Here is a 21959-nt window from a genome sequence, read left to right on the forward strand (position 1 = left end):
CCCGTCCGCCGCTCGCCACCTCAGGAGTAAACTCCCTTGTGCTGCCGCTCGACTTGCATGTGTTAGGCCTGCCGCCAGCGTTCAATCTGAGCCATGATCAAACTCTTCAATTAAAAGTTTTTTGTTTCCGAAGAAACGACTCAATGAATTCTACTGTTTTGATTCGCTCTGCTCACTAAGAAGCATAGCGTTTCAATTCATACATTACTGTATGTACATATTGCTATGAACACTCATTCATTGATTTAATTTTTTGATTACTCGCCAAACGGCAGAGTAATTTCGATTAACTCAACACCTGTGAGTGTCCACACAGATTTGCTTGATAAATTGTTAAAGAGCGTTGACCATCGCATTATCACTACTGATTTCAGCGGGTCAGGGCTGCGTATTTTACGCATTCCCGTTTTTGCGTCAAGTAGTTTTTTAAACTTTCTTTTCGCTCATCAAGGACTGAATCACTCGATGAACTGGCACTTGCAACTGCGTATCGCTGTCTGCCGTGTCAGTGGATGCGCATTATAGGCAGCGGAACTTTTTGTGCAAGTGCTTTTTTAGCCCCTAAAGACTGTACGCCGACATTTTAAGCATTATGTTTATTTTTTATCTATTTTGGCTTGGTTATTCAATTTTGATGTAAGTTTTTATCTGATAAATGATAATTCGCGCTCAATTTTTCGGCAGCAGTCTAGTGTAAAAGTAAATAATTCATTACCATATGACTTGCTGTTAACAGTTATTTATCATTTTCTATTTCATTCAGAGAGCATTTATATGCAAAAGTCATTTCTTATTGTTTTGGTTATTGCCATTCTTGGCGCAATTGCGCTATCTCAATTTGCAACAACATTACCCGCTTACATCGCCTTTGTTGCTGGCGTGATTATTACTACGCTTATCTTTAAATTTGTCCCTGATTTAGGTACTACTCAAGCTGCTGATGAACAATATGTCGGCCCGACAATGACACTCTATGTAGGTAACTTGCCTTATCGTGTGCATGAGGGAGAAGTGAAAGTCTTGTTTGGTGAATTCGGCCCAGTCAATTCAGTCCGTTTAGTTCGAGATCGTAAAACAGGCCGCCGTAAAGGCTTCGGTTTTGTTGAAATGTCCGAAGCAGGTGCTCAAAAAGCAATGGTTAAGCTAAATGACTTTAACTTCCAAGAAAGAACCTTAAAGGTTAGAGAAGCTAAGACTCAAGATTCGGAAGCCGCCGACCGTACAGGTACTGATGAATAATCTGCGTTAGCTTATCCGTTCTGGTTGATTGTGGTGATTCGCTCTAGGGCCGAAAAGCCACAATCGACTAACATAGTCATCAATCCCTCACTGATTTCCGCTTTAGTATAAAACGCCTGCATAACCGAATCTTGGTGCTCGTCTTTTAGACCTTGCTGTTCGCTCTTAGTAGCTAACAGTGTTTTGACTCGTTTAGCTATTGCCTCACCTGAATCAAGCAGAGTCACACCTTGACCCAATACCTGCTGCAATTCATCACGCATCATTGGGAAATGAGTACATCCAAGTACCAATACATCTAACTCCGCTTCGACAATCGGCGACAATATCTGCGTTAATCGCACCATATCCAGCTGACCAGTGGCAATCTTCTGCTCGGCCATCAGCACTAATTCCGAACATCCGAACAGCTCTACATGGCAGTCATCGGCAAATTGGCTAATGAGTTCGTGAGTATAGTGGCGCTTTACCGTACCTGGGGTGGCTAGTAAACCGATACGCTTACTTTTAGATAACTGCGCTGCAGGTTTAATGGCGGGGACAACACCGACAACAGGAACAGTTAAAGTGGCACGCAGCGCGGGCAACACAACCGTACTCGCGGTATTGCAAGCTACGACAACAATTGCTGCATGGGTACGCTCTACGACTTGGTCGATTAGCGCGACACAGCCTGAGACAAGTTCCTGCTCCTCCAATTCGCCATAGGGCAATCTGGCATTATCGAATAAATAGCAGTAATCATGGTGAGGAAGCAGTTTGCGAATTTCTGCTAATACGGATAGACCGCCGATGCCAGAATCGAATACTAATATTGGTTGCGACAAGCCCATCTCCAGTTAATTCTTCGCCCCATGCGCGGGCGGATTTTCCCACAGCTTTGCTCAAACCGCAAAACCAAGATGCTGGACATTCGTGTCACCTAGTATAAAATTTGCGCCCCAATTTACAGCCACGGTGAATCAACAATGAATTTAGCAGCAATGGATCCTACGACCTATGATGCGCAACTGACTGCAAAGCGTATCAAGCTAGAGCAGACCTTTGCCCAATTTGAGACGCCGAGTGTTGAAGTGTTTGCCTCTGAGCCTGCCAACTACCGTATCCGCGCCGAGTTTCGCGTATGGCATGAGGGCGACGATTTATACTATTACATGTTTGATAAAGTATTGAACGACAAAGTACGTTGTGATCAATACTTACCTGCGAGTGCGTTAATCAATCAAATGATGGCGGCACTGATCGCCGAGTTAAAACCTAACCACAGCCTACGCCACAAACTCTTCCAGGTTGATTTTTTATCAACGCTCAGTGGTGAGATTCTAGTATCACTGCTGTATCACAGACAGCTTGATGACCAATGGCGCAGCGAAGCCACCGCGCTCAAAGCTAGATTGAGCAGCCAATTTAAGGTCAATATCATTGGCCGTGCGCGCAAACAGAAAATCGATTTAGATAAAGACTTTGTGGTTGAGTCACTGCAAGTGAATGACAAAGTTTTCCATTACAAACAAATCGAAAACAGCTTTACCCAGCCAAATGCCAAGGTGGCAATCAAGATGCTGGAATGGGCTATCGACGTGACTCAACACAGCCAAGGCGATTTGCTGGAGCTTTACTGTGGTAATGGCAACTTCTCTATCGCGCTGGCACAAAACTTTAATCGCGTGCTCGCGACCGAGTTAGCTAAACCTTCGGTGGATGCAGCCCAATACAATATCGAAGTCAACAATATCGATAATCTGCAAATTATCCGCATGTCGGCGGAAGAGTTTAGCGATGCGATGGCCAAAAAACGCAGCTTCAGGCGCTTAGAAGGCATCGATCTGGATAGCTATGTGTGCAACACCATTTTTGTTGACCCACCACGAGCAGGTATTGACCCAGCTACGTTGGACTTAGTGCAAGGTTATGAGCGGATTTTGTATATCTCGTGCAATCCCGACACCTTAAAAGACAATTTGCAGCAATTAAATCAGACTCACAAGGTGACACGTTTTGCGCTATTCGATCAGTTCCCTTACACCGACCATATGGAAACAGGTGTGCTGTTAGAACGTCGTTAGGCGACTCTATATACCTAAAAACAAAGGAGCCTGTGGCTCCTTTGTTTTTAGTCAAACCGTACCCAACTAACGATGTTCTACTTTATGTTGTAATGCTTCAGCGCCCTTGGCGACCATGCGCAGCTGCATTACTAATTGATCGGCAAGCACTTTACGATCGGCGCGCTTCATATCCAGTGCCGACGCTCCGGCGTTAAACACTAAGGTCACTAGCGCTTCTGCCTGCGCTCTGGCTAGCATAGGTGTACGGCCCGCCGTCGCTTCGGTGTAATGGGCCAATTCAGAAATAAAATGTTCAATCTCGCGAGCCACCGCTGCGCGGAATGCCGCCGAGGTACCTGAACGCTCATGCAGTAAAATTCTGAAAACGTTTGGATTAGAATCAAGTACTTCCATAAAGGTATCCACTGATATACGGATCACGCTACCACCCGCTTCAGCACGTTGACGCCCCTTGCGCATCATTTGCCTTAGGGTAAGCCCGCCCTCGTCGACCATAGTCAACCCGAGCTCATTCATATCCTTAAAATGACGATAAAAGGATGTGGGCGCAATGTTGGCTTCCCTCGCCACTTCTCGCAAACTTAAGCTAGAGAAGCTCCGCTCAGCACTGAGCTGATTAAAGGCCGCATCGACTAGAGCCCGCCGAGTTTTCTCTTTTTGCTGTGCACGAATACCCATTCTTGAATCCGCTAACTGAATGTAATGACGCGATAATACCGCTTTTGCGATTGAAACACAGCCCTATCCACCTTGACCAAACAAGATTGCTGGGCTAAATTAGCTTACAGTTGTACGCTCAAATGCGGATATTGGAAACTATAATGAATAAACCCCCTATCATCTGGCTTAATGTCACCCTATTTAGCCTAACCTTTCTCAGTGCGGTAATCCTCGTTCCTTGGTATGGCCTAGCCCACGGTTACGGTGCCAGCGAATGGATTGCTTTTGTGGTGTTAGCCTTTGCCAGTGGTCTGTCGATCACTGCGGGTTACCATAGACTCTGGTCACATAAAGCCTATAAGGCACACCCTGTAATACGTTTCATCTACGCACTTGGTGGTGCATTAGCATTACAAAACAGCGCATTACATTGGGCATCCGATCATCGAGTGCATCATAAGCATGTCGATGACAATGACAAAGATCCTTACTCCGCCAACATGGGTTTCTGGTACAGCCATATCGGTTGGATGCTGCGCGAATACCAAGCCCAGCGTTACCATGACTACCAAAACGTGCGTGATTTACAGAACGACCGTATCGTGATGTGGCAACACAAGCACTATCTTGCACTTGTGCTACTTATGAATATTGGTCTGCCTGCTTTATTAGGCTGGTTCACTGGCAATATCGCGGGTATGTTACTGATGGCGGGACTTCTGCGCTTAGTGGTCGTGCATCACTGCACCTTCTTCATTAACTCCCTCGCCCACGTGTGGGGTAGCCAACCTTATACCGATAAAAATACGGCTCGCGATAATGGTTTTCTGGCTGTACTGACCTACGGTGAGGGTTACCATAATTTCCACCATATCTTCGAAAACGATTATCGTAACGGGATTAAATGGTGGCATTACGATCCGACTAAGTGGTTGATTAAGGCGTTATCTTGGGTGGGTTTAGCCAAAGACTTACGCACGAGTCCGCAGGAGCGAATCGAGAGTGCCCGCTTACAAATGCAACTGCTGCATGCTAAAAGCAAAGTGCTCAATTTGCCAAATGCCGATGAAATTATTGAAAAGATTCAACAAGAGTATGAGTTGATGAAACAACACTTACTCGAATATTATCAAGCCCAAAAAGCACTGTTAGAGGCCAAACGTAAGCAACTGGTCGATCAGCAATTATTGCAGCAAGTCGAAGAGCTAAAAACCCGACTCCTGAATCAGCAAAAAAGCTGGAAGAGCCTGACTGCAACTTATAGCTAGGCCACAATTATCGGTAAAAATCATACGGCCGCCTTGCATGGTGGCCGTATCCTATTATTATGATGCCTCATTCACTTTTTACAGGATGTTAGGCTCATGTCGAATTGTGCAGTATCTCCAACCGATAGCATTAAACTCACCGAATATAGTCATGGTGCCGGTTGCGGCTGTAAAATTTCCCCTAAAGTACTGACCACCATTCTTGCCTCGCAGCTGCCTGTATTTACCGATCCTAATCTGCTGGTCGGCAATCAGAGTCGCGATGATGCGGCCGTGTATAAGCTCAATGATGAGATTGGCATTATCAGTACCACTGATTTTTTTATGCCCATTGTTGATGACCCCTTTACCTTTGGCCGCATTGCTGCCACCAATGCGATTAGTGATATTTACGCCATGGGCGGCACGCCGATGATGGCGATTGCTATTTTAGGCTGGCCAATCAACAAATTGCCTGCCGAAATCGCGCAACAAGTGGTTGATGGCGGTCGTCAAGCCTGTATGGAAGCAGGCATTATGCTGGCTGGCGGTCATAGCATCGATGCACCTGAACCTATCTTTGGCCTTGCAGTAACAGGACAAATCGCCTTAACCGATTTAAAACAAAACGACACTGCTAAAACTGGCGATCGTTTGTATCTCACAAAACCTATTGGCATTGGCATCCTGACCACGGCACAAAAGCAGAAGAAGCTAAAAGACGAAGATAGCCACATTGCGGTGAATGCCATGTGCCAGCTCAATAGCGTAGGCGCTAAGATCGCTAAGATCAAAGGCGTAAACGCCCTGACCGATGTCACTGGCTTTGGCCTTGCTGGCCATCTGCTCGAAATGTGCCAAGGCGCTAAACTCACCGCCAAATTAACACTCGATGCAGTGCCACTCTTGCCGCGCGCCCTCGACTATCTAGCGCAAGGCTGTATACCCGGTGGTACCCATCGTAACTACGACAGTTATGGCGAACACTTGCCCGCACTTACCGATCACCAAAAAGCCATTTTGTGTGACCCGCAAACCAGTGGCGGCTTGTTAGTGGCGGTATCGAATGAGGCCGAAGCAGAACTGGTGGCACTGCTTAATGCCCATCAAATTGAGCCTATCTGCATTGGTTCGCTAGAAACGCCCACCTCCACCGCCAATGTGGTGCTGTGTTAATGACAACAACGATTATCCAGGCCCAGCAATACCACGATATCTTTATCGCTGGGCAGCCATTAATCGACTTAAGAGCGCCAATCGAGTTTGACCGCGGCGCGTTTCCTTCCTCGGTAAATCTGCCGTTAATGGTTGATAAAGAAAGGGAAAAGGTCGGCACTTGCTACAAAGAGCAAGGACAGCAAGCCGCGATTACCTTAGGCCATTCACTCGTACATGGCGCAGTAAAACAACAAAGAATTGATGCTTGGTTACACTTTTTATCGGCCCACCCCGAAGCTTATCTTTACTGCTTTCGTGGTGGCCTGCGTTCACAATTAACTCAGCAATGGCTTAAAGAAGCGGGCGTAGTCGTACCTTATGTACAGGGTGGCTACAAAGGCATGCGCCAATATTTAATTGGTGTGATTGATGCCGTCCCTAACGAACAACGCTTGTTAAGCCTAAGTGGTATGACGGGCTGCGGTAAAACGGATTTTTTAAAACAGCGCAAAGAGGCAGTGGATCTTGAGGGTATCGCCAATCACAGAGGATCGAGTTTTGGTAAAAACATCGACCCACAACCAACGCAAATAAACTTTGAAAATCAGCTCGCGATTGCACTACTCCGCCACCAACAGGGTAATCATTCCTGCTTACTACTTGAGGATGAAAGCTTTCTGATTGGCCGCTCAGCGCTGCCGCAAAGCTTTTATAGCGCAATGCAGGCAGCCGATATTGTGGTACTCGAAGAAGAAGATGACATCAGGCTCACTCGCTTACTCGATGAATATGTTCATAAAATGCATCACGGTTTTGTTGAACGCTTAGGTATTGAGGCAGGCTTTGATGCCTTTAGCCAATATCTTTTGCAGAGTCTTACCAGTATTCGTAAACGTCTCGGTGGTAAACAATTTCAAGAATTACAAGACATCATGCAACTGGCTCTGACGCAGCAACTCAATCAAAACCAAACCTCACAGCATTTAACTTGGATAAGCCTGCTACTGCAAAAGTATTACGACCCTATGTATGAATACCAATTAGCAAAAAAAGCACATAGAGTGCTTTTTAGGGGAAATCACCAAGACATGCATCAGTGGTTAGATAACTTATCGCAAGATAATCTTGGCTAAACAAGTACAGCTCAGCATGTTAAAAACAAGAAAACCGTGTGCTAACTGCCACGGTTTTCTTTATCTATCTCGTCAAGTTAGGACTTATTGAGCAGATTCAAGACACTATCCCTTAGCGAGTGCCGATCAGCGCTTTGACCATCCACCACATCCGTTAAGCTCACCGATACCTTGGACCAGAAGCGTTTCGGCATTGTGGTCAATGCATGGCCATCTTTATGACTGAAGTAAGAGCCCCACAGACCATTGAGCGCCATAGGGATTACGGGCACGGGATCGCGGGCCAAGATTTTATCGATACCAGGGCGAAACTCGCCGAGTTCACCATCCGGCGTTAAACGACCTTCGGGGAAGATACACACCAACTCGCCATTCGCTAACGCCTCATGAATTGATTCAAAGGCTTGATTGTAAGTCGCCTCACTCTGGCGTGGCGAACAAATCGGAATCACTCCTGCATGGCGGAACAGGTATTTCAGCACCGGAATTTCACTGATCGATTTATCCATCACAAAACGAATCGGCCGGGTCGACGCGCCCATAATGATCAACGCATCCACATAGCTCACATGGTTACAGACGATAATCCCTGCACCTTCCTTAGGGATCTTTTCTCGCCCAGTCACAGTCACCCGATACATCACATGGCTGAGTAAGTAACTGATAAATCGTTGTGTAAACTCAGGCACCTGCGAATAGACATAAAGCGCAACCACAAAGTTCATCACCGCCAACAGTAAGAATAACTGTGGAATACTCCAGCCAGCCACACCGAGTAACAGCATAGACAACAACGCCGACGCCACCATAAACAGTGAGTTCATAATGTTATTCGCGGCAATCGCTTGCGCACATTCTCCCTTCGCAGAACGCGCTTGAATAAAGGCGTACAGAGGCACGATAAACAGACCTCCGCTGACACCAATCATAAAGAAGTCCAGCATCACTCGATAATGCTTCTGCTCGGCAATAAAGCTTTGTAAGCCATAAACAAAACTAGCATCCGCAGGTGCAGGCGGAATCGCCCACAGCAAGTCCACACCAAACACGGTTAACCCGAGCACCCCAAAGGGCAACAAGCCTAACTCCACATGGCCAAAGGAAAAACGCTCACAGACAAAGGAGCCCACCGCAATCCCAATAGAGAACATTCCCAGTAGCAGCGACACCACTGTCGCACCAGAGTGCAAATGCAGCTTGGCAAAGTTAGGGAATTGGGTCAGATATGTCGCCCCCAAAAACCAGAACCAGCTAATGGCGAGGATGGCCATCCAAATCGAAGGCGTTTGGCGTGCCTTCTTAATGGTGCGCCAAGTGCCAGATAATGGCCGAAATTGGATTTTCTGAACTGTGCCCTGTGGCGGTAAAGCAGGGATCGCACGGCTAGACAAATACCCCGCCAAGGCAAGGGCTGCGACCGTGATGGCCGACCACAAGGTGGCGTTGTTTTCAGACACTAAAATCCCGGCATTCAAGGTACCGATCAAGATAGACAAAAACGTCCCCATCTCAACCCAGGCATTGCCCGTCACTAACTCATCCTCTTTTAAGGCTTGAGGCAAGAGGGAATATTTGACCGGTCCAAAATAGGCTGACTGGCTACCGGTTAAAAACAGCAGTAATAACATCATCATATAATTCTCACTCACAATGGCGAGTGCGGCGCTGAACATAATGATGACTTCGAGCAGTTTTAAGCGACGGATAAGCTTGGCTTTATCCATATTGTCGGCCACCACACCCGCATGAGCCGAGAACAGGAAAAACGGCAGGATAAAGACCCCAGCAGCCAAATTAACAAACATGTCGACGCTAATGGGTAAATCATTGACTTGGCTGAAGGTGACGAGCAACAGCAACACATTTTTATAGATATTGTCGTTAAGTGCGCCCAGACATTGGGTTGCGAAATACGGTAAAAAACGTTTTGTTAGCAGCATGCTTCTTCCCTCTGGTAACCCATTCCCTGTAAATACCCTGTTACATGACTTTCTAGCAAAGCGGGTAAAGATACTGTATCGGCAAATAATTTATTATCCAACGATAATGCTGCCAGTCCGTGGATCCCGCCCCAGAGTACTCGACTCATTTGGAGTTGCTGCTCAGCAGTCTTATGGGGGAACAACAGGGCTAACTCACGTTCAATTAAACTGAATAAACCCGCAATAAGTTGGCCTTGGGATTCGGGCAAAGGTTCGGAGTCGAGTAGCTGCAGTTCAAATACCAACTTAAAACATTGGCGCTGCGCATGGGCAAACTCAGCGTATTTTTGCGCCATACTGATGATTTTATTGCGACTATTATCTGCATTTACCTCGGAGAGCTGATGCATCAGCGCCTGCAGCGTTGCCTCAGAAACGGCTAACAAAAGGTAGTTATAGCTACCAAAGATATTGATTAAGGTACTCGGCACATAGCCAATCTGGCTAGCAATCTTGCGTAAACTCAGTTCTTGTGTCCCTTGCTGTTGCAGCAGTGCCATTGCTGCTTCTATTGCCATAGCACGAATCTCATCATGACTATGTTCTTTGCGTCTCGCCATAGGTCTCACTCCCTGTTGAATGGTGTGAGATTAACAGCCTGAAAAATAAAAAACAACGTTCAAAATAAGTTTATTTTGCGTACAGCATGAAGTAAAAGGCATAAAAATGAGGGAAGAAAGTCTAACTCTGGGCAATCGCTCGATGCGAACCTTGGAGGGAATTTAACTTTTAACGCATAAAAAATGACGCCCTCAATTGAGGGCACCATTTCGAGATTGAACTTTTACCTAGCGGCAGTGATAACTCATCACGACTCTGTCGGCCCCAGCGCCAAAATAGTCCGCTTCGAAGGCAGTATCGACAAACCCTAAACGCTGATATAAACCATGGGCAGGATTATGGGGATCGACAGTTAAATCCACCCGCTTAACCAGAGGTGGTATTTGGCTTAAACATTGTTGGATTAATTGTTTACCAATGCCTCGCCCGCGGGCTTGCTCACTCACCGCCACGGACAGGATCCACATACAAGTAGGGTCGCCACTTTGAGCGCAGAGCAAATAGCCTAAAAGCTCCCCGTCAGCGTCTACGGCAACCAGAAAATGCTCGGGCCAACAATCAAACCCTTGCCGGAAGAAAAAATCCGGATAACAATGCTCGCCAAAGATAGCCTGCTCGAGTTGAAACACGTCGGCTAATTCTGACTTTAATACTGGACGAATCGACTGCATGTAAAACTATTCACCAATTAAAATTTTATCCCACGCTAAATTGGGCGCACCCACAACAATAAAGTTAGGATTTTCAAGCGTCTCACGCTCGTTGTAGGTTAAAGGTTGCAGCTCGGTATCCATGAGCTGGCCACCCGCTTCCTCAATAATGATCTGCGCAGCGCCAGTGTCCCACTCACCTGTCGGCCCGACTCGCACATAACAATCGGCACGCCCTTCGGCAACTAGACAACTCTTCAAGGCTGCGCCCCCCATGACCACCAACTCACAGTGCTTAGGATGATTGAATAGGGTCAACACGGATTGGGGGTCCTGACGACGACTTACCGCTAACCTGAGGGAAACTTGCTCACGGTGCTGAATTTGCCGACTACTGATACGCACTTCTTGCTTATCGGTACGTTTATAGGCGCCTAAGCCCGCAATGGCGTAGTAACACACCTGCGTCATAGGCACATAAACCACGCCCATTACAGGGCGATTGTGCTCCACCAGCGCAATGATCACCGAAAAGTCACCACTGCCCGCAATAAACTCCCCCGTACCATCTAGAGGGTCGACTAACCAATAACGTTTCCAGCCTTCGCGCACGCTTAGGGGAATATCGGCAGCCTCTTCCGACAGGATAGGAATATCGGGAGTCAATGCGGCTAAGCGTTCACAAATCAGCTTATTCGCCGCTAAGTCCGCCGAGGTGACGGGGGTATTATCAGACTTGGTTTCTCGTTCAAAATTACCCTTGAGGTAAATCTCACGAATAGTGCGACCCGCATCCGTTGCTATCGCAATCACCTCGTCGATTAACTCTTCTGGCTTCATAACCACTCCAATCGCAAACTTCGCGAATGATTTACAAGCACTCAGTTGCTGAACGCTTTAACGAAAAAGATTATTTAAGTTGTAGGTGTTTCTGCGCTAAAAACAATGCGCTCACACTACGAGATTCGGAAAAATCGCTATTATCGAGTAACGCTTCCCACTCGGCCACTGCCCAAGGCACTACATCTATGGGTTCTGGCTCATCGCCTTCGAGGCGGCTTTCATATAAATCTTCTGCTATGAAAATTTGCATCTTGCTAGAGAAATAACCCGGTGCAAGACTAAGTTCTTTCAACAGTGTCAGCTTACGCGCCCCAAAACCGATTTCTTCCTGTAATTCTCGATTGGCCGCCTCGATAGCTTGCTCACCAGGGTCAATTAATCCCTTAGGAAAACCTAGCTCGTAATTGTCGGTGCCAGCGGCATATTCACGGGCTAACAACATGTTGCCTTGATGAATGGGCACCACCATCACAGCGCCACGGCTTCCGCCCTTCATCCGCTCATACTGGCGCTCGACACCGTTGGAGAATTTAAGATGGACCTGTTCAATTTGAAACAAACGGCTCTTAGCGACAACTTCAGTATGCAAGATTTCCGGCTTATGGTGCCGCTGCGACATAACTGCCCCTGGATAAAAATAGCAACAAACTAACTAGGATAAGTGACAATCTTACTATCCTGTCTTTAATCTACAACCTGAATTTAGTGCGGCTATTCCAAAGACCACCATCCAAGCCATGGGATTTAAATCACATACTCAGCAAGGACAAAGGAGAAACGGTTAAAACTTTTCGCTTTTTACCGCGAAAAATCACCAACAAAAAAGGGGCTAAGCCCCTTTTGATGTCAACATCATCTAAAACTGATAGCGCAGATTGAGCTGATAACTCAATAGATCATTCGGCTCGATATCTATGTATTGATAACCTAACCCCACGGACCAAGCATCACTGAATTGGTAACTAAAACGCACTCCCGCATACCAATCAGTACCATCTAAATCGGTCTTGATCCTTGTATTGCCCATGCTACTGCTGATATCTGCTTGCCAATGGAACAAGCCAACGGGTACTTCAAAACGCCACCCCTCATGTTCAAGCAAGGTAAGTCTCAGGCCAAGCATCGCCCCATCGGCAAGGACTGGAGTGACGGTTTTCACCAACTCATGGTATTGCGCTGGCGTTAACGTCGAGCCCTTAATTCTCGCGCTTCCTTCACCAAAGTCGGCATAACCCAGTTCCAACGCTACGGTCGGCGTCCACTGATAACCCAGACTCACCCCAAATGCGGTATCCGAGTCATCGACGTTGAGAAGTTGCCCCTCTCCGACTTGGACGTTCAACTCAGGCAGGGTTTTATCGGCCTTCGCTTGGCCAATGAACCCCTCAACATACCAGTCTGTTGCCTGTGCCTGTTGCGTCACACTGAGAAATAACAGGCAGCCTAAGGCCAATCGCTGTAGCTCTCGGCGGCGCAACATGGCGCACGCTAAGATAAATGCCAACGCCCATAAGGTCATACTGCCTCCTCCTGACTTATTATCGATAATGACCTCTTGATAGGCTTTAACAGTGATAAGCACTTGCCCCGTTGCTTCACCACCTTGACCATCGCTAATCCTATAGGTCACGGTATCCACACCATCAAACCCTGTTTTAGGGATATAACGCAGTTTATTCGCCTCGATAGTCACACTGCCTTGTTGAGCTGTCGCACTTAACAGGGTCAACGTATTACCATCCAGATCGGTGTCATTACTCAGCACGTCGATAAGCAAGCTGGTGCGATCATCGGTGGCGGCGCTGTCATCAACAGTCACAGGGGCTGTGTTGCCATTCACCTCAATCGTCAGCTCACTACTTGCCGTACCACCTTTACCATCGGTAATGCTATACACCAACACATCGGTGCCGATAAAGTCTGCCGCTGGCGTGTAACTGATCCGTTGATCCGCTAACACTGTGGCAGTGCCAAACTCACTGATCACTTGAGTAACACTCAAACTATCGCCATCGCTATCCGTATCGTTGGCAAGCACATTGACATCGATACTTTGGTTCCAAGCAATTGCTGCCGAGTCGGGATTGGCGACAGGCAAGTGGTTACCATTGAGCATCACCGCGACGCCACTTGGGTCGACGATAGTACGGTTAGCCACACCATCATCATCGTTAGGGCCACCGTCTTCGATAGTCAACTGCACACACCAATGGCCTTCGGTTAATCCCGGTGTCCAACGGCTATCCCCCGGTGGCGGGCAGAAACCACGTTCCCCCTCAGTACTGGCAACAGTGTTGTTTGCATCAATCACAAAGTCTCGCCAGCCCGCTTGCGCATTAAACTTGCGGTAGACGGCATTCGCTGGAACGGGCGAACGTTGTGGCAATACCAAGCTATAGCTTTGGCCCTGTTGTGGCAGACCCGTCGCAATAAAGTCGAAAATACCGCCCACATTGGCAGCTAAAGCATCTTCAGCCACGGCTTCAGGCTGTAGTTGCACACCGCTCTGTCCACGGCTTAGGGCAATATTTCCCAAACGTAAACAGACGCCCGCTTGCCCTTCGGCCAAGAAGTACACTGGCTGCAATTCCCCTTCAGGCATCACATTACAGTCATTGTTCGCATCCAAATAATCTGGGATGCCATCACTATCGCTATCGCTATAGCCTTCTTGAACATCAGGGATTAAATCGCCATCCGCATCGGCACTCGTCAATGCAGCTAAACTTGGACGCACTACGATGTACACTGTTTCGGTACTCGACAGCATAGGCGAACCATCATCGGTCGCTGTTAAGCTCACGGGATAAATCCCCGGCGTTACCGCGGCTGGAGAGAACATCATCCCCGTCGCATCCGCTTGCAAGCTTAACGCACCGCTTGCCCACGTCAGCGTTAATGTATCTTGCTCATTGGCATCGGAGGCGGTGGCACGAATATGCACGTCGCCGCCATTTTGCGCGACTATCACCTGCTGTTGGCCAGCTTGAGTCACCGCCAAACTAACCTGTGGTGCAATATTGGCTTCGGTAATCACCACTTGGGTCTGCTGCTTACTACCAAGATTCAGGCTTGGGTCAAGGCTGATTAATACCTCTTCATTCCCTTCACTCACACCATCGTTCAAGGTAGTAAAGTGGATTTCTGCCATTTGTCCTGAGGCTATCTCCACTACGCCATCAACCAAATCATGGTCGCTGCTGTCTGCCGTTCCTGACACTGTGTAAGGAATACTCAGCGGATAGCTTGGTGCCTCTCCGTTGAGGTGAACACTCACGGTCACTTGATTCCCTTCTGCAGTAACTTGATCTTTGCTCAGCGAAATCAATGGATTGACTTTGACCTTCTGCGCTTTAATCGCCTTATTACCCTCACCGTCCACTGCCTGCCAATAGGCTAAGTAGTTGCCAGGGGCGAAGAACAAGCTCTTATTCACCAGCGACACGGGTAATGGATGGCCATTACGGTCAACCGCCTTGGCAAAACCGAGTTTCACCCGCGTAAACAGGCCAGTCGCATTCACTTCCACATCATCAGGAAGGGTGATCACGGGTTGACTCGCTGAGTCAGCGCCTTCAATCAGCACATTGACTTTGGCGGTTGCTCGGCCTTTGTTGCCATCGCTAATGGTATAACGCAGTGCAACAGGCCCCACATAAGCCTCGGGCGCGGTAAAGCTGAGTCCATCAGCTGTGATTTGTACACTGCCAATATCCGCAGCAGCACCATCAATGCTTAAGGTGTCACCATCGACATCCACATCGTTTGCCAACACCGGCAGTGAATAGGTGTCATTTGCAGTACTGGTTAAGGTATAGCTGTCATCGATAGCTTGAGGATCGTCGTTCACTGGCGTAACCGTAACGGTGACTGTGGCAGGCTCTGAGCTCAGCTCTGCATCTTTAGCGATAAAGCCAATAGAGTCAGTACCATTAAAATCCTTCTCAGGCGTGTAGAGCCAGACACTACCGTGCTGCTCTAAGGTACCAGAGGCAGGTTGGGCGCTGATCTCATAGGTCAGAGGATCATTATCGGCATCCTCACCCGCAAGCGTGATCATCACCGAACTGTCTTCCTCTAGCGTCACTGTCTGATTGGTAGCGACAGGTGCATCATTAACGTTTGCCACCACAATGCTGAAGCTTTGCTCTGCGGTTAAGCCATCCACATCGGTGGCGCGTAGTACCACGGCATGACTGCCGACATTGGTGTTAGTTGGGGTGCCACTTAACACGCCTGTGGCTGCATTAAAGCTCAGCCAACTTGGCAGTGTCACGGCACTTAAGGTGACACTGTCGCCGACATCGCTATCCGTTGCTACCAAGGTGTAGCTATAGGCTGCATCTTGGGTGGCACTGGTTAACGCCGTTGAACTGATGGTCGGTGCATCGTTGACGTTTGCCACCACAATGCTGAAGCTTTGCTCTGCGGTTAAACCATCCACATCGGTAGCGCGTAGCACCACCGCATGGCTGCCGACATTGGTGTTAGTTGGGGTGCCACTTAACACGCCAGTGGCTGCATTAAAGCTCAGCCAGCTTGGCAGAGTGACTGCGCTTAAGGTGACACTGTCGCCCACATCGCTATCCGTCGCCACCAAGGTGTAGCTATAGGCTGCATCTTGGGTAGCACTGGTTAATGCCGTTGAACTTATGGTCGGTGCATCATTAACGTTTGCCACCACAATGCTAAAGCTTTGCTCTGCGGTTAAGCTATCGACATCGGTGGCGCGTAGCACTACCGCATGGCTGCCGACGTTAGCATTAGTTGGGGTACCACTTAACACGCCCGTGGCGGCATTAAAGCTCAGCCAGCTTGGCAGTGTCACGGCGCTTAAGGTGACACTGTCGCCGACATCGCTGTCGGTCGCCACCAAGGTGTAGCTATAGGCTGCATCTTGGGTAGCGCTAGTCTGTGCACTAGAGGTGATGGTTGGTGCATCGTTGACGTTTGCCACCACAATGCTGAAGCTTTGCTCTGCGGTTAAGCCATCGACATCCGTAGCGCGAAGCACCACGGCATGGCTGCCGACATTGGCATTAGTTGGGGTACCACTTAATACGCCAGTCGCGGCATTAAAGCTCAGCCAGCTTGGCAGAGTCACGGCGCTTAAGGTGACACTGTCGCCCACGTCGCTATCCGTTGCTACCAAGGTGTAGCTATAGGCCGCATCTTGGGTAGCGCTAGTCTGTGCACTAGAGGTGATGGTCGGTGCATCGTTGACGTTTGCCACCACAATGCTGAAGCTTTGCTCTGCGGTTAAGCCATCGACATCCGTAGCGCGAAGCACCACGGCATGGCTGCCGACATTGGCATTAGTTGGGGTACCGCTTAACACGCCAGTGGCTGCATTAAAACTCAGCCAGCTTGGCAGAGTCACGGCGCTTAAGGTGACACTGTCGCCCACATCGCTGTCGGTCGCCACCAAAGTATAGCTATAGGCTGCATCTTGGGTGGCACTGGTTAACGCCGTTGAACTGATGGTCGGTGCGTCGTTGACGTTTGCTACCACGATGCTGAAGCTCTGCTCTGCGGTTAAGCCATCGACATCCGTAGCACGTAGCACCACTGCATGGCTGCCCACGTTAGCATTAGTTGGGGTACCACTCAGCACGCCCGTGGCTGCATTAAAGCTCAGCCAGCTTGGCAGTGTCACGGTACTTAAGGTGACACTGTCGCCCACATCGCTGTCGGTCGCCACCAAGGTGTAGCTATAGGCTGCATCTTGGGTGGCACTAGTCTGTGCACTAGAGGTGATGGTTGGTGCATCGTTAACGTTCGCGACCACAATGGTAAAGCTCTGGTCAATCGTCAGACCATCCACATCCGTAGCGCGTAGCACCACGGCATGACTGCCGACATTGGTGTTAGTTGGGGTGCCACTTAACACGCCAGTGGCTGCATTGAAGCTCAGCCAACTTGGCAAAGTGACTGCGCTTAAGGTGACACTGTCGCCGACATCGCTATCGGTCGCCACCAAGGTGTAGCTATAGGCTGCATCTTGGGTAGCACTGGTTAATGCCGTTGAACTGATGGTCGGTGCGTCGTTGACGTTCGCGACCACAATGCTGAAGCTTTGCTCTGCGGTTAAGCCATCCACATCCGTAGCACGTAGCACCACCGCATGGCTGCCCACGTTAGCATTAGTTGGGGTGCCACTTAACACGCCCGTCGCCGGATTGAAGCTCAGCCAGCTTGGCAGTGTCACGGCACTTAAGGTGACACTGTCACCCACATCGCTGTCGGTCGCCACCAAAGTATAGCTATAGGCTGCATCTTGGGTGGCGCTAGTCTGTGCACTAGAGGTGATGGTTGGTGCATCGTTGACGTTCGCCACCACAATGCTGAAGCTCTGGTCAATCGTCAGACCATCCACATCCGTAGCGCGTAGCACCACGGCATGACTGCCAACATTAGCATTAGTTGGGGTACCACTTAACACGCCCGTAGCTGCATTAAAGCTCAACCAACTTGGCAGAGTGACTGTGCTTAAGGTGACACTGTCACCGACATCGCTGTCGGTCGCTACCAAGGTGTAGCTATAGGCCGCATCTTGGGTAGCACTGGTTAACGCCGTTGAACTGATGGTCGGTGCATCGTTAACGTTCGCGACCACAATCGTGAAGCTTTGCTCTGCGGTTAAGCCATCGACATCTGTGGCGCGTAGCACCACGGCATGGCTGCCGACGTTAGCATTAGTTGGGGTACCACTCAGCACGCCCGTCGCCGGATTGAAGTTCAGCCAGCTTGGCAGTGTCACGGCACTTAAGGTGACACTGTCGCCCACGTCGCTATCCGTCGCTACCAAGGTGTAGCTATAGGCTGCATCTTGGGTGGCACTGGTTAACGCCGTTGAACTGATAACGGGAGCACCATTAGGCTTCACTGTATTACTCGCCGTGGAGGCGCTACCGGTTCCGGCTGAGTTTATAGCTGCAACCGTAAATGAATAGGAAGTCCCATTGGTTAATCCCATTATCGTGATGGGTGAAGACGTGCCCGATGCCGTAATACCGCCTGTAGTCGATACTAAGGAATAGCCCGTAATGGCATCGCCACCAGTGAATGCCGGGGCACTAAAACTCACCGTTGCTTGAGCATTCCCCGCAGTGGCAGTGCCGATTATTGGCGCGCCGGGTACAACGGCATTGATACTGAATGAACGACTAACTTGAGTCGCCGCCAAATAACTCGCATCACCCGCCTGATCCGCGTTAATCGTACACATGCCTGTGGCTACAAAGGTCAAAACACCACCGGAAGTAATCGTACAGACAGCGGGTGTTGATGAGGTAAAGGTTGGGATCAACCCACCCGTTGCGTCGGTCGTTGCAGTAAGTGTTGGCGATGTACCAAAATTCTGATCGCCCGGATTGAGGAAGGTAAGCGTTTGGATCGCTTTGGGCGTAATTGGGTTAGATGCGCTGGAGGCAGGGCCGAAACCCACTGCATTCTCAGCTTCCACCGTAAAGGTATAGGTCACACCATTAGTTAGACCACTCACCACAATCGGTGAATTTGCGCCACTGACAGGTAAGACATCATTTGGCGTCACCGATACAACATAGCCGAGGATATTCGAACCGCCGTTATTGGCAGGAGGTGCAAACGCCACGCTCGCCTGGGTATCGCCTGCCGTCGCAACAATAGTGGTGGGCGCGCCGGGAACAATCGCACTTACCGCAAACGAGCGGCTGACTTGGGGAGCGGCCAAGTAGGATGAGTCGCCCGCTTGATTCGCATTAATAGTACAGGTGCCAGCGGTCACGAATGTTAGCGTAGTGCCGCTCACCGTACAGACACCAGGGGTGGATGAGGTGAAAGTGACAACATAACCACCGCCTGCAGACGAACTGGCTGTCAGCGTTGGTGTAGTCCCAAAGGTCTGTGCTCCAGGGTTGTTAAAGGTGATGGTTTGTGGTGATGCCGGGGTAATGGAATTCGATGCTGCCGAAGCCGCCCCCGTGCCCGCCGAGTTAGTCGCTGTCACCGTGAAGGTGTAGGAAACACCATTGGTCAAGCCGGTCACTGTAACCGGCGAACCGGAGCCAGTACCTGTTGCACCACCTGGACTAGCAGTGACGGTGTAACCACCAGCAAGAATCGATGCACCACCGGTACTGGCAGGTGCAGTAAATGTTACCGTTGCCTCGGCATCACCTGCGGTTGCCGTACCGATGGTTGGCGCATCAGGAACTACCGCATTCACCGTAAAGCTTTGGGTTACTGTAGTCGCCGCATTGGTTGCGCTATTACCAGCCTGATCGGCATCAATCGTACAGGTACCTGCACTTACAAAGGTCAAAGCAACGCCACTCACCGTACATACACCAGTGGTAGACGACGAGAAGGTGACTGTGAGACCGGAGTCTGAAGTTGCAGACAAGTTCGGTGTGGTACCAAAGTTATAGTTGCTCGGCTGGGCAAAGGTAATTGTCTGGTCGGCTTTGGGAGTTGCCGAGTTGGATGCGGCCGAGGCTGTGCCTGTACCTATCCCGTTGGTCGCCGTCACAGTAAAGGTATAGGCAGTGCCGTTGGTGAGACCGGTGATGAGAATCGGTGAACTGGCACCCGTATTTGTAAAACCTCCGGGGTTAGAGGTCACGGTATAACCAGTGATAGCAGAACCACCGTTATTGCCGGGAGCGCTGAAAGCAACTGATACCTGGCCATCACCTGCGGTTGCAGTGCCTATGGTTGGCGCATCAGGCACTGTCGGAATGGCCACAGTATGGGCGGAACCACTCGTATAGGCGGCTGGACCTACGTTGCCAGCAGCATCGCTGATATTCGTTGCGCCATTCAGGTTCAGCTTGATAGTACCGTTGCCGGTGATACCACTGACGGTCACCGTCACACTTGAGCCAGAGGTCGCGGAGACACTGGCGACAGTGCCAGTCGCGCCACCAGTAGTACCAAGCGCAAAGTCATCGGTAGAAATGTTGTTGACGGATTCGCTGAAGTTAACCGTGAAATCGACGCTGGTATCAGTCGATACTGCGCCACCAACAGGAGCAGTGCTGGTTACAGACGGTGTAACGCCATCCACAACCAGCGCTTTATTGGCGCCCAATGAGTTGGCCGCTCCGGGCGATGCCAGTGTAAGCGTCGCATTATTCGTAGCCGCATCGCGAATAGTGCCGCCATTTAACGACAATGAATTGGTGGCGACATAATCCAAATCGCTGCTATTGTCGCCCGCCTGAACGGTGTAGCTGAAGGTCAAGCTGCTGGAGCCACTACCATTCGCATAATTAATGGTGCGATCCGTTGTGCCAGTTTCCAGAGTCAGTTGTGGCGTACCAGTGACATTCACCACTTCGCTAAAGTTAACTTGGATACTGATGCTATCGCCCAATTTGTAAGTGCCATTGGCTGTACTGGCTGTCACAGAAGAAACGGTGGGTGCGGCACTATCCACAAGAACACTGCTTGTGGAGCCGACAGAATTTAGCGTCAGCGTCATGTCATTATTGGCAGCATCTTTCAAGGTTCCGCCGTTCAAACCAAGCGCACCTACGGTAATACCATCAGAATCAACCAAACCACTCTCAACCGTGTAACTGAAGACAAGCGCAGAGGTTCCAGATCCCGACGAGTAGGTTGCGTATTTGGTTGTGCCACCAATAGTCAATGCAATGCGAGGGGTACCTCCACTAATATTCACGATCACGTTTTCGCTGGTGTTAACCGTGAAACTCAGTGATTGCCCAGTGATATAAGTTGCGCTGAAAGGAACGCTTACACTGGTGACTGTTGGAGGGGTGACATCAGGAACCGTATTAAATACAAAGCTATCAAATACATCAAAATAACCGCCGCCATTTGAAGTAATAACTACCTTGTCAACATTATCAAAGGGATTGTTGTTTAACGTTACAGTAAATGAGCCATTAGCCTGACCAAAGCCAGACCCAGTACTTTGAGTCCCCACAGATGATCCGTCTCTAAAGCCCTCAACCGAGGCAAAACCACCACCAAATGCATTGATGTAAAAACTAACGAAGTCAAATTCATTGCCCGAGGTGGTTTCGACAGTAATTGTTTCAACTCCAGAATACATACCTGCAAATAACCCGGCAGAATTACTCTGACCATCATCCGTATCCTGAAACCAGTTAGCGGCGCTGTAAGTTATTTTAAAGTCACCCTGTGTAAAAACATTTGATCCATGGTCTGCACTCTCAACAAAACCAGAAGCATTGAAATCGACAATGACATTAGAAGGAATTGAAGCCGCATTGACACTCATACTTAGCAACACTACTGCTGCAAAACCCAGTTGAACGATCCACTTAATGCCTGTATTTATATTTACGAATCCACAAGCCGGAGTTTGATATCGCTCATCGGGATGATCTGTTTTGCAGCATGACATATTAAGCCCCTTAATAGCTGTGTACGAAAATTTTTGATT

At 49.2% G+C, this 21959-nt stretch carries 13 protein-coding genes and 1 rRNA gene; 5 read left to right on the top strand and 9 right to left on the bottom strand.

Features of this window, described 5'->3' with window-relative positions:
* Positions 1 to 113: ribosomal RNA gene (locus tag IEY09_RS12320) — 16S ribosomal RNA — on the bottom strand; the annotation flags it as partial.
* A 661-nt stretch (positions 114 to 774) separates the two neighbouring features.
* Here IEY09_RS12320 and IEY09_RS12325 point away from each other — a divergent pair.
* Positions 775 to 1239, top strand: a complete 465-nt coding sequence (locus IEY09_RS12325; protein WP_037430549.1) for an RNA recognition motif domain-containing protein — start codon at positions 775 to 777, stop codon at positions 1237 to 1239.
* A gap of 11 nt (positions 1240 to 1250) precedes the next feature.
* On the opposite strand, the gene murI is transcribed toward IEY09_RS12325, so the two are convergent.
* Positions 1251 to 2066, bottom strand: coding sequence for a glutamate racemase (murI, locus tag IEY09_RS12330; RefSeq protein WP_188871257.1), 816 nt, complete (start codon positions 2064 to 2066; stop codon positions 1251 to 1253).
* 141 nt (positions 2067 to 2207) lie between these two features.
* Between murI and trmA the strand changes: the two genes are divergently transcribed.
* Positions 2208 to 3305 (top strand): tRNA (uridine(54)-C5)-methyltransferase TrmA, encoded by a 1098-nt coding sequence (gene trmA, locus IEY09_RS12335; RefSeq protein WP_188871258.1) that lies wholly within the window; start codon positions 2208 to 2210, stop codon positions 3303 to 3305.
* A gap of 66 nt (positions 3306 to 3371) precedes the next feature.
* Here trmA and fabR read toward each other — a convergent pair whose 3' ends face one another.
* Positions 3372 to 3986 (bottom strand): HTH-type transcriptional repressor FabR, encoded by a 615-nt coding sequence (gene fabR / locus IEY09_RS12340; RefSeq protein ID WP_011070594.1) that lies wholly within the window; start codon positions 3984 to 3986, stop codon positions 3372 to 3374.
* Positions 3987 to 4129: 143 nt separating this feature from the next.
* On the opposite strand from fabR, the gene IEY09_RS12345 reads away from it, so the two are divergent.
* The 3 genes from IEY09_RS12345 (at position 4130) to mnmH (ending at position 7506) form a co-directional block, all read left to right on the top strand.
* Positions 4130 to 5236 carry an acyl-CoA desaturase gene (locus tag IEY09_RS12345; protein WP_037416479.1) on the top strand — a complete coding sequence of 369 codons (1107 nt, stop codon included), beginning with the start codon at positions 4130 to 4132 and terminating at the stop codon, positions 5234 to 5236.
* Positions 5237 to 5332: 96 nt separating this feature from the next.
* Positions 5333 to 6391 carry a selenide, water dikinase SelD gene (selD, locus tag IEY09_RS12350; RefSeq protein ID WP_188871261.1) on the top strand — a complete coding sequence of 353 codons (1059 nt, stop codon included), beginning with the start codon at positions 5333 to 5335 and terminating at the stop codon, positions 6389 to 6391.
* Positions 6391 to 7506, top strand: a complete 1116-nt coding sequence (gene mnmH / locus IEY09_RS12355) for a tRNA 2-selenouridine(34) synthase MnmH (protein ID WP_188871263.1) — start codon at positions 6391 to 6393, stop codon at positions 7504 to 7506. The genes selD and mnmH overlap by 1 nt, the downstream gene beginning before the upstream one ends.
* 77 nt (positions 7507 to 7583) lie before the next feature.
* Here mnmH and IEY09_RS12360 read toward each other — a convergent pair whose 3' ends face one another.
* From IEY09_RS12360 to IEY09_RS12385, 6 genes are all read right to left on the bottom strand, one after another.
* Entirely contained in the window at positions 7584 to 9446 is a 1863-nt protein-coding gene (locus tag IEY09_RS12360; protein ID WP_188871265.1) for an MFS transporter, read from the bottom strand.
* On the bottom strand, positions 9437 to 10048 hold the full coding sequence (locus IEY09_RS12365) for a TetR/AcrR family transcriptional regulator (RefSeq protein WP_144346701.1): 612 nt from the start codon (positions 10046 to 10048) through the stop codon (positions 9437 to 9439). The genes IEY09_RS12360 and IEY09_RS12365 overlap by 10 nt, the downstream gene beginning before the upstream one ends.
* 228 nt (positions 10049 to 10276) lie before the next feature.
* Positions 10277 to 10720 (bottom strand): GNAT family N-acetyltransferase, encoded by a 444-nt coding sequence (locus IEY09_RS12370; RefSeq protein ID WP_172588439.1) that lies wholly within the window; start codon positions 10718 to 10720, stop codon positions 10277 to 10279.
* Between the two features lie 6 nt (positions 10721 to 10726).
* A complete protein-coding gene (gene cysQ, locus IEY09_RS12375) occupies positions 10727 to 11539 on the bottom strand; it encodes a 3'(2'),5'-bisphosphate nucleotidase CysQ (RefSeq protein WP_172588438.1) in 813 nt (270 codons plus the stop codon).
* A gap of 70 nt (positions 11540 to 11609) precedes the next feature.
* Positions 11610 to 12161 carry an ADP compounds hydrolase NudE gene (gene nudE, locus IEY09_RS12380; protein ID WP_188871267.1) on the bottom strand — a complete coding sequence of 184 codons (552 nt, stop codon included), beginning with the start codon at positions 12159 to 12161 and terminating at the stop codon, positions 11610 to 11612.
* 237 nt (positions 12162 to 12398) lie between these two features.
* The gene (locus tag IEY09_RS12385) at positions 12399 to 21920 is read right to left on the bottom strand and encodes a putative Ig domain-containing protein (RefSeq protein ID WP_188871269.1); all 9522 of its coding nucleotides are present in this window, start codon (positions 21918 to 21920) and stop codon (positions 12399 to 12401) included.
* Between the last annotated feature and the right edge of the window lie 39 nt (positions 21921 to 21959).

Origin of the sequence: Shewanella xiamenensis (assembly GCF_014647135.1) — a bacterium.
In the GTDB taxonomy this organism is placed as follows: domain Bacteria; phylum Pseudomonadota; class Gammaproteobacteria; order Enterobacterales; family Shewanellaceae; genus Shewanella; species Shewanella xiamenensis.

What these genes read in the sequence shown, in the direction of transcription:
- IEY09_RS12325 (WP_037430549.1), top strand. Translation starts at nt 775, where the DNA reads ATGCAAAAGTCATTTCTTATTGTTTTGGTTATTGCCATTCTTGGCGCA.
- trmA (WP_188871258.1), top strand. Translation starts at nt 2,208, where the DNA reads ATGAATTTAGCAGCAATGGATCCTACGACCTATGATGCGCAACTGACT.
- fabR (WP_011070594.1), bottom strand. Translation starts at nt 3,986, where the DNA reads ATGGGTATTCGTGCACAGCAAAAAGAGAAAACTCGGCGGGCTCTAGTC.
- IEY09_RS12345 (WP_037416479.1), top strand. Translation starts at nt 4,130, where the DNA reads ATGAATAAACCCCCTATCATCTGGCTTAATGTCACCCTATTTAGCCTA.
- selD (WP_188871261.1), top strand. Translation starts at nt 5,333, where the DNA reads ATGTCGAATTGTGCAGTATCTCCAACCGATAGCATTAAACTCACCGAA.
- mnmH (WP_188871263.1), top strand. Translation starts at nt 6,391, where the DNA reads ATGACAACAACGATTATCCAGGCCCAGCAATACCACGATATCTTTATC.
- IEY09_RS12360 (WP_188871265.1), bottom strand. Translation starts at nt 9,446, where the DNA reads ATGCTGCTAACAAAACGTTTTTTACCGTATTTCGCAACCCAATGTCTG.
- IEY09_RS12365 (WP_144346701.1), bottom strand. Translation starts at nt 10,048, where the DNA reads ATGGCGAGACGCAAAGAACATAGTCATGATGAGATTCGTGCTATGGCA.
- IEY09_RS12370 (WP_172588439.1), bottom strand. Translation starts at nt 10,720, where the DNA reads ATGCAGTCGATTCGTCCAGTATTAAAGTCAGAATTAGCCGACGTGTTT.
- cysQ (WP_172588438.1), bottom strand. Translation starts at nt 11,539, where the DNA reads ATGAAGCCAGAAGAGTTAATCGACGAGGTGATTGCGATAGCAACGGAT.
- nudE (WP_188871267.1), bottom strand. Translation starts at nt 12,161, where the DNA reads ATGTCGCAGCGGCACCATAAGCCGGAAATCTTGCATACTGAAGTTGTC.
- IEY09_RS12385 (WP_188871269.1), bottom strand. Translation starts at nt 21,920, where the DNA reads ATGTCATGCTGCAAAACAGATCATCCCGATGAGCGATATCAAACTCCG.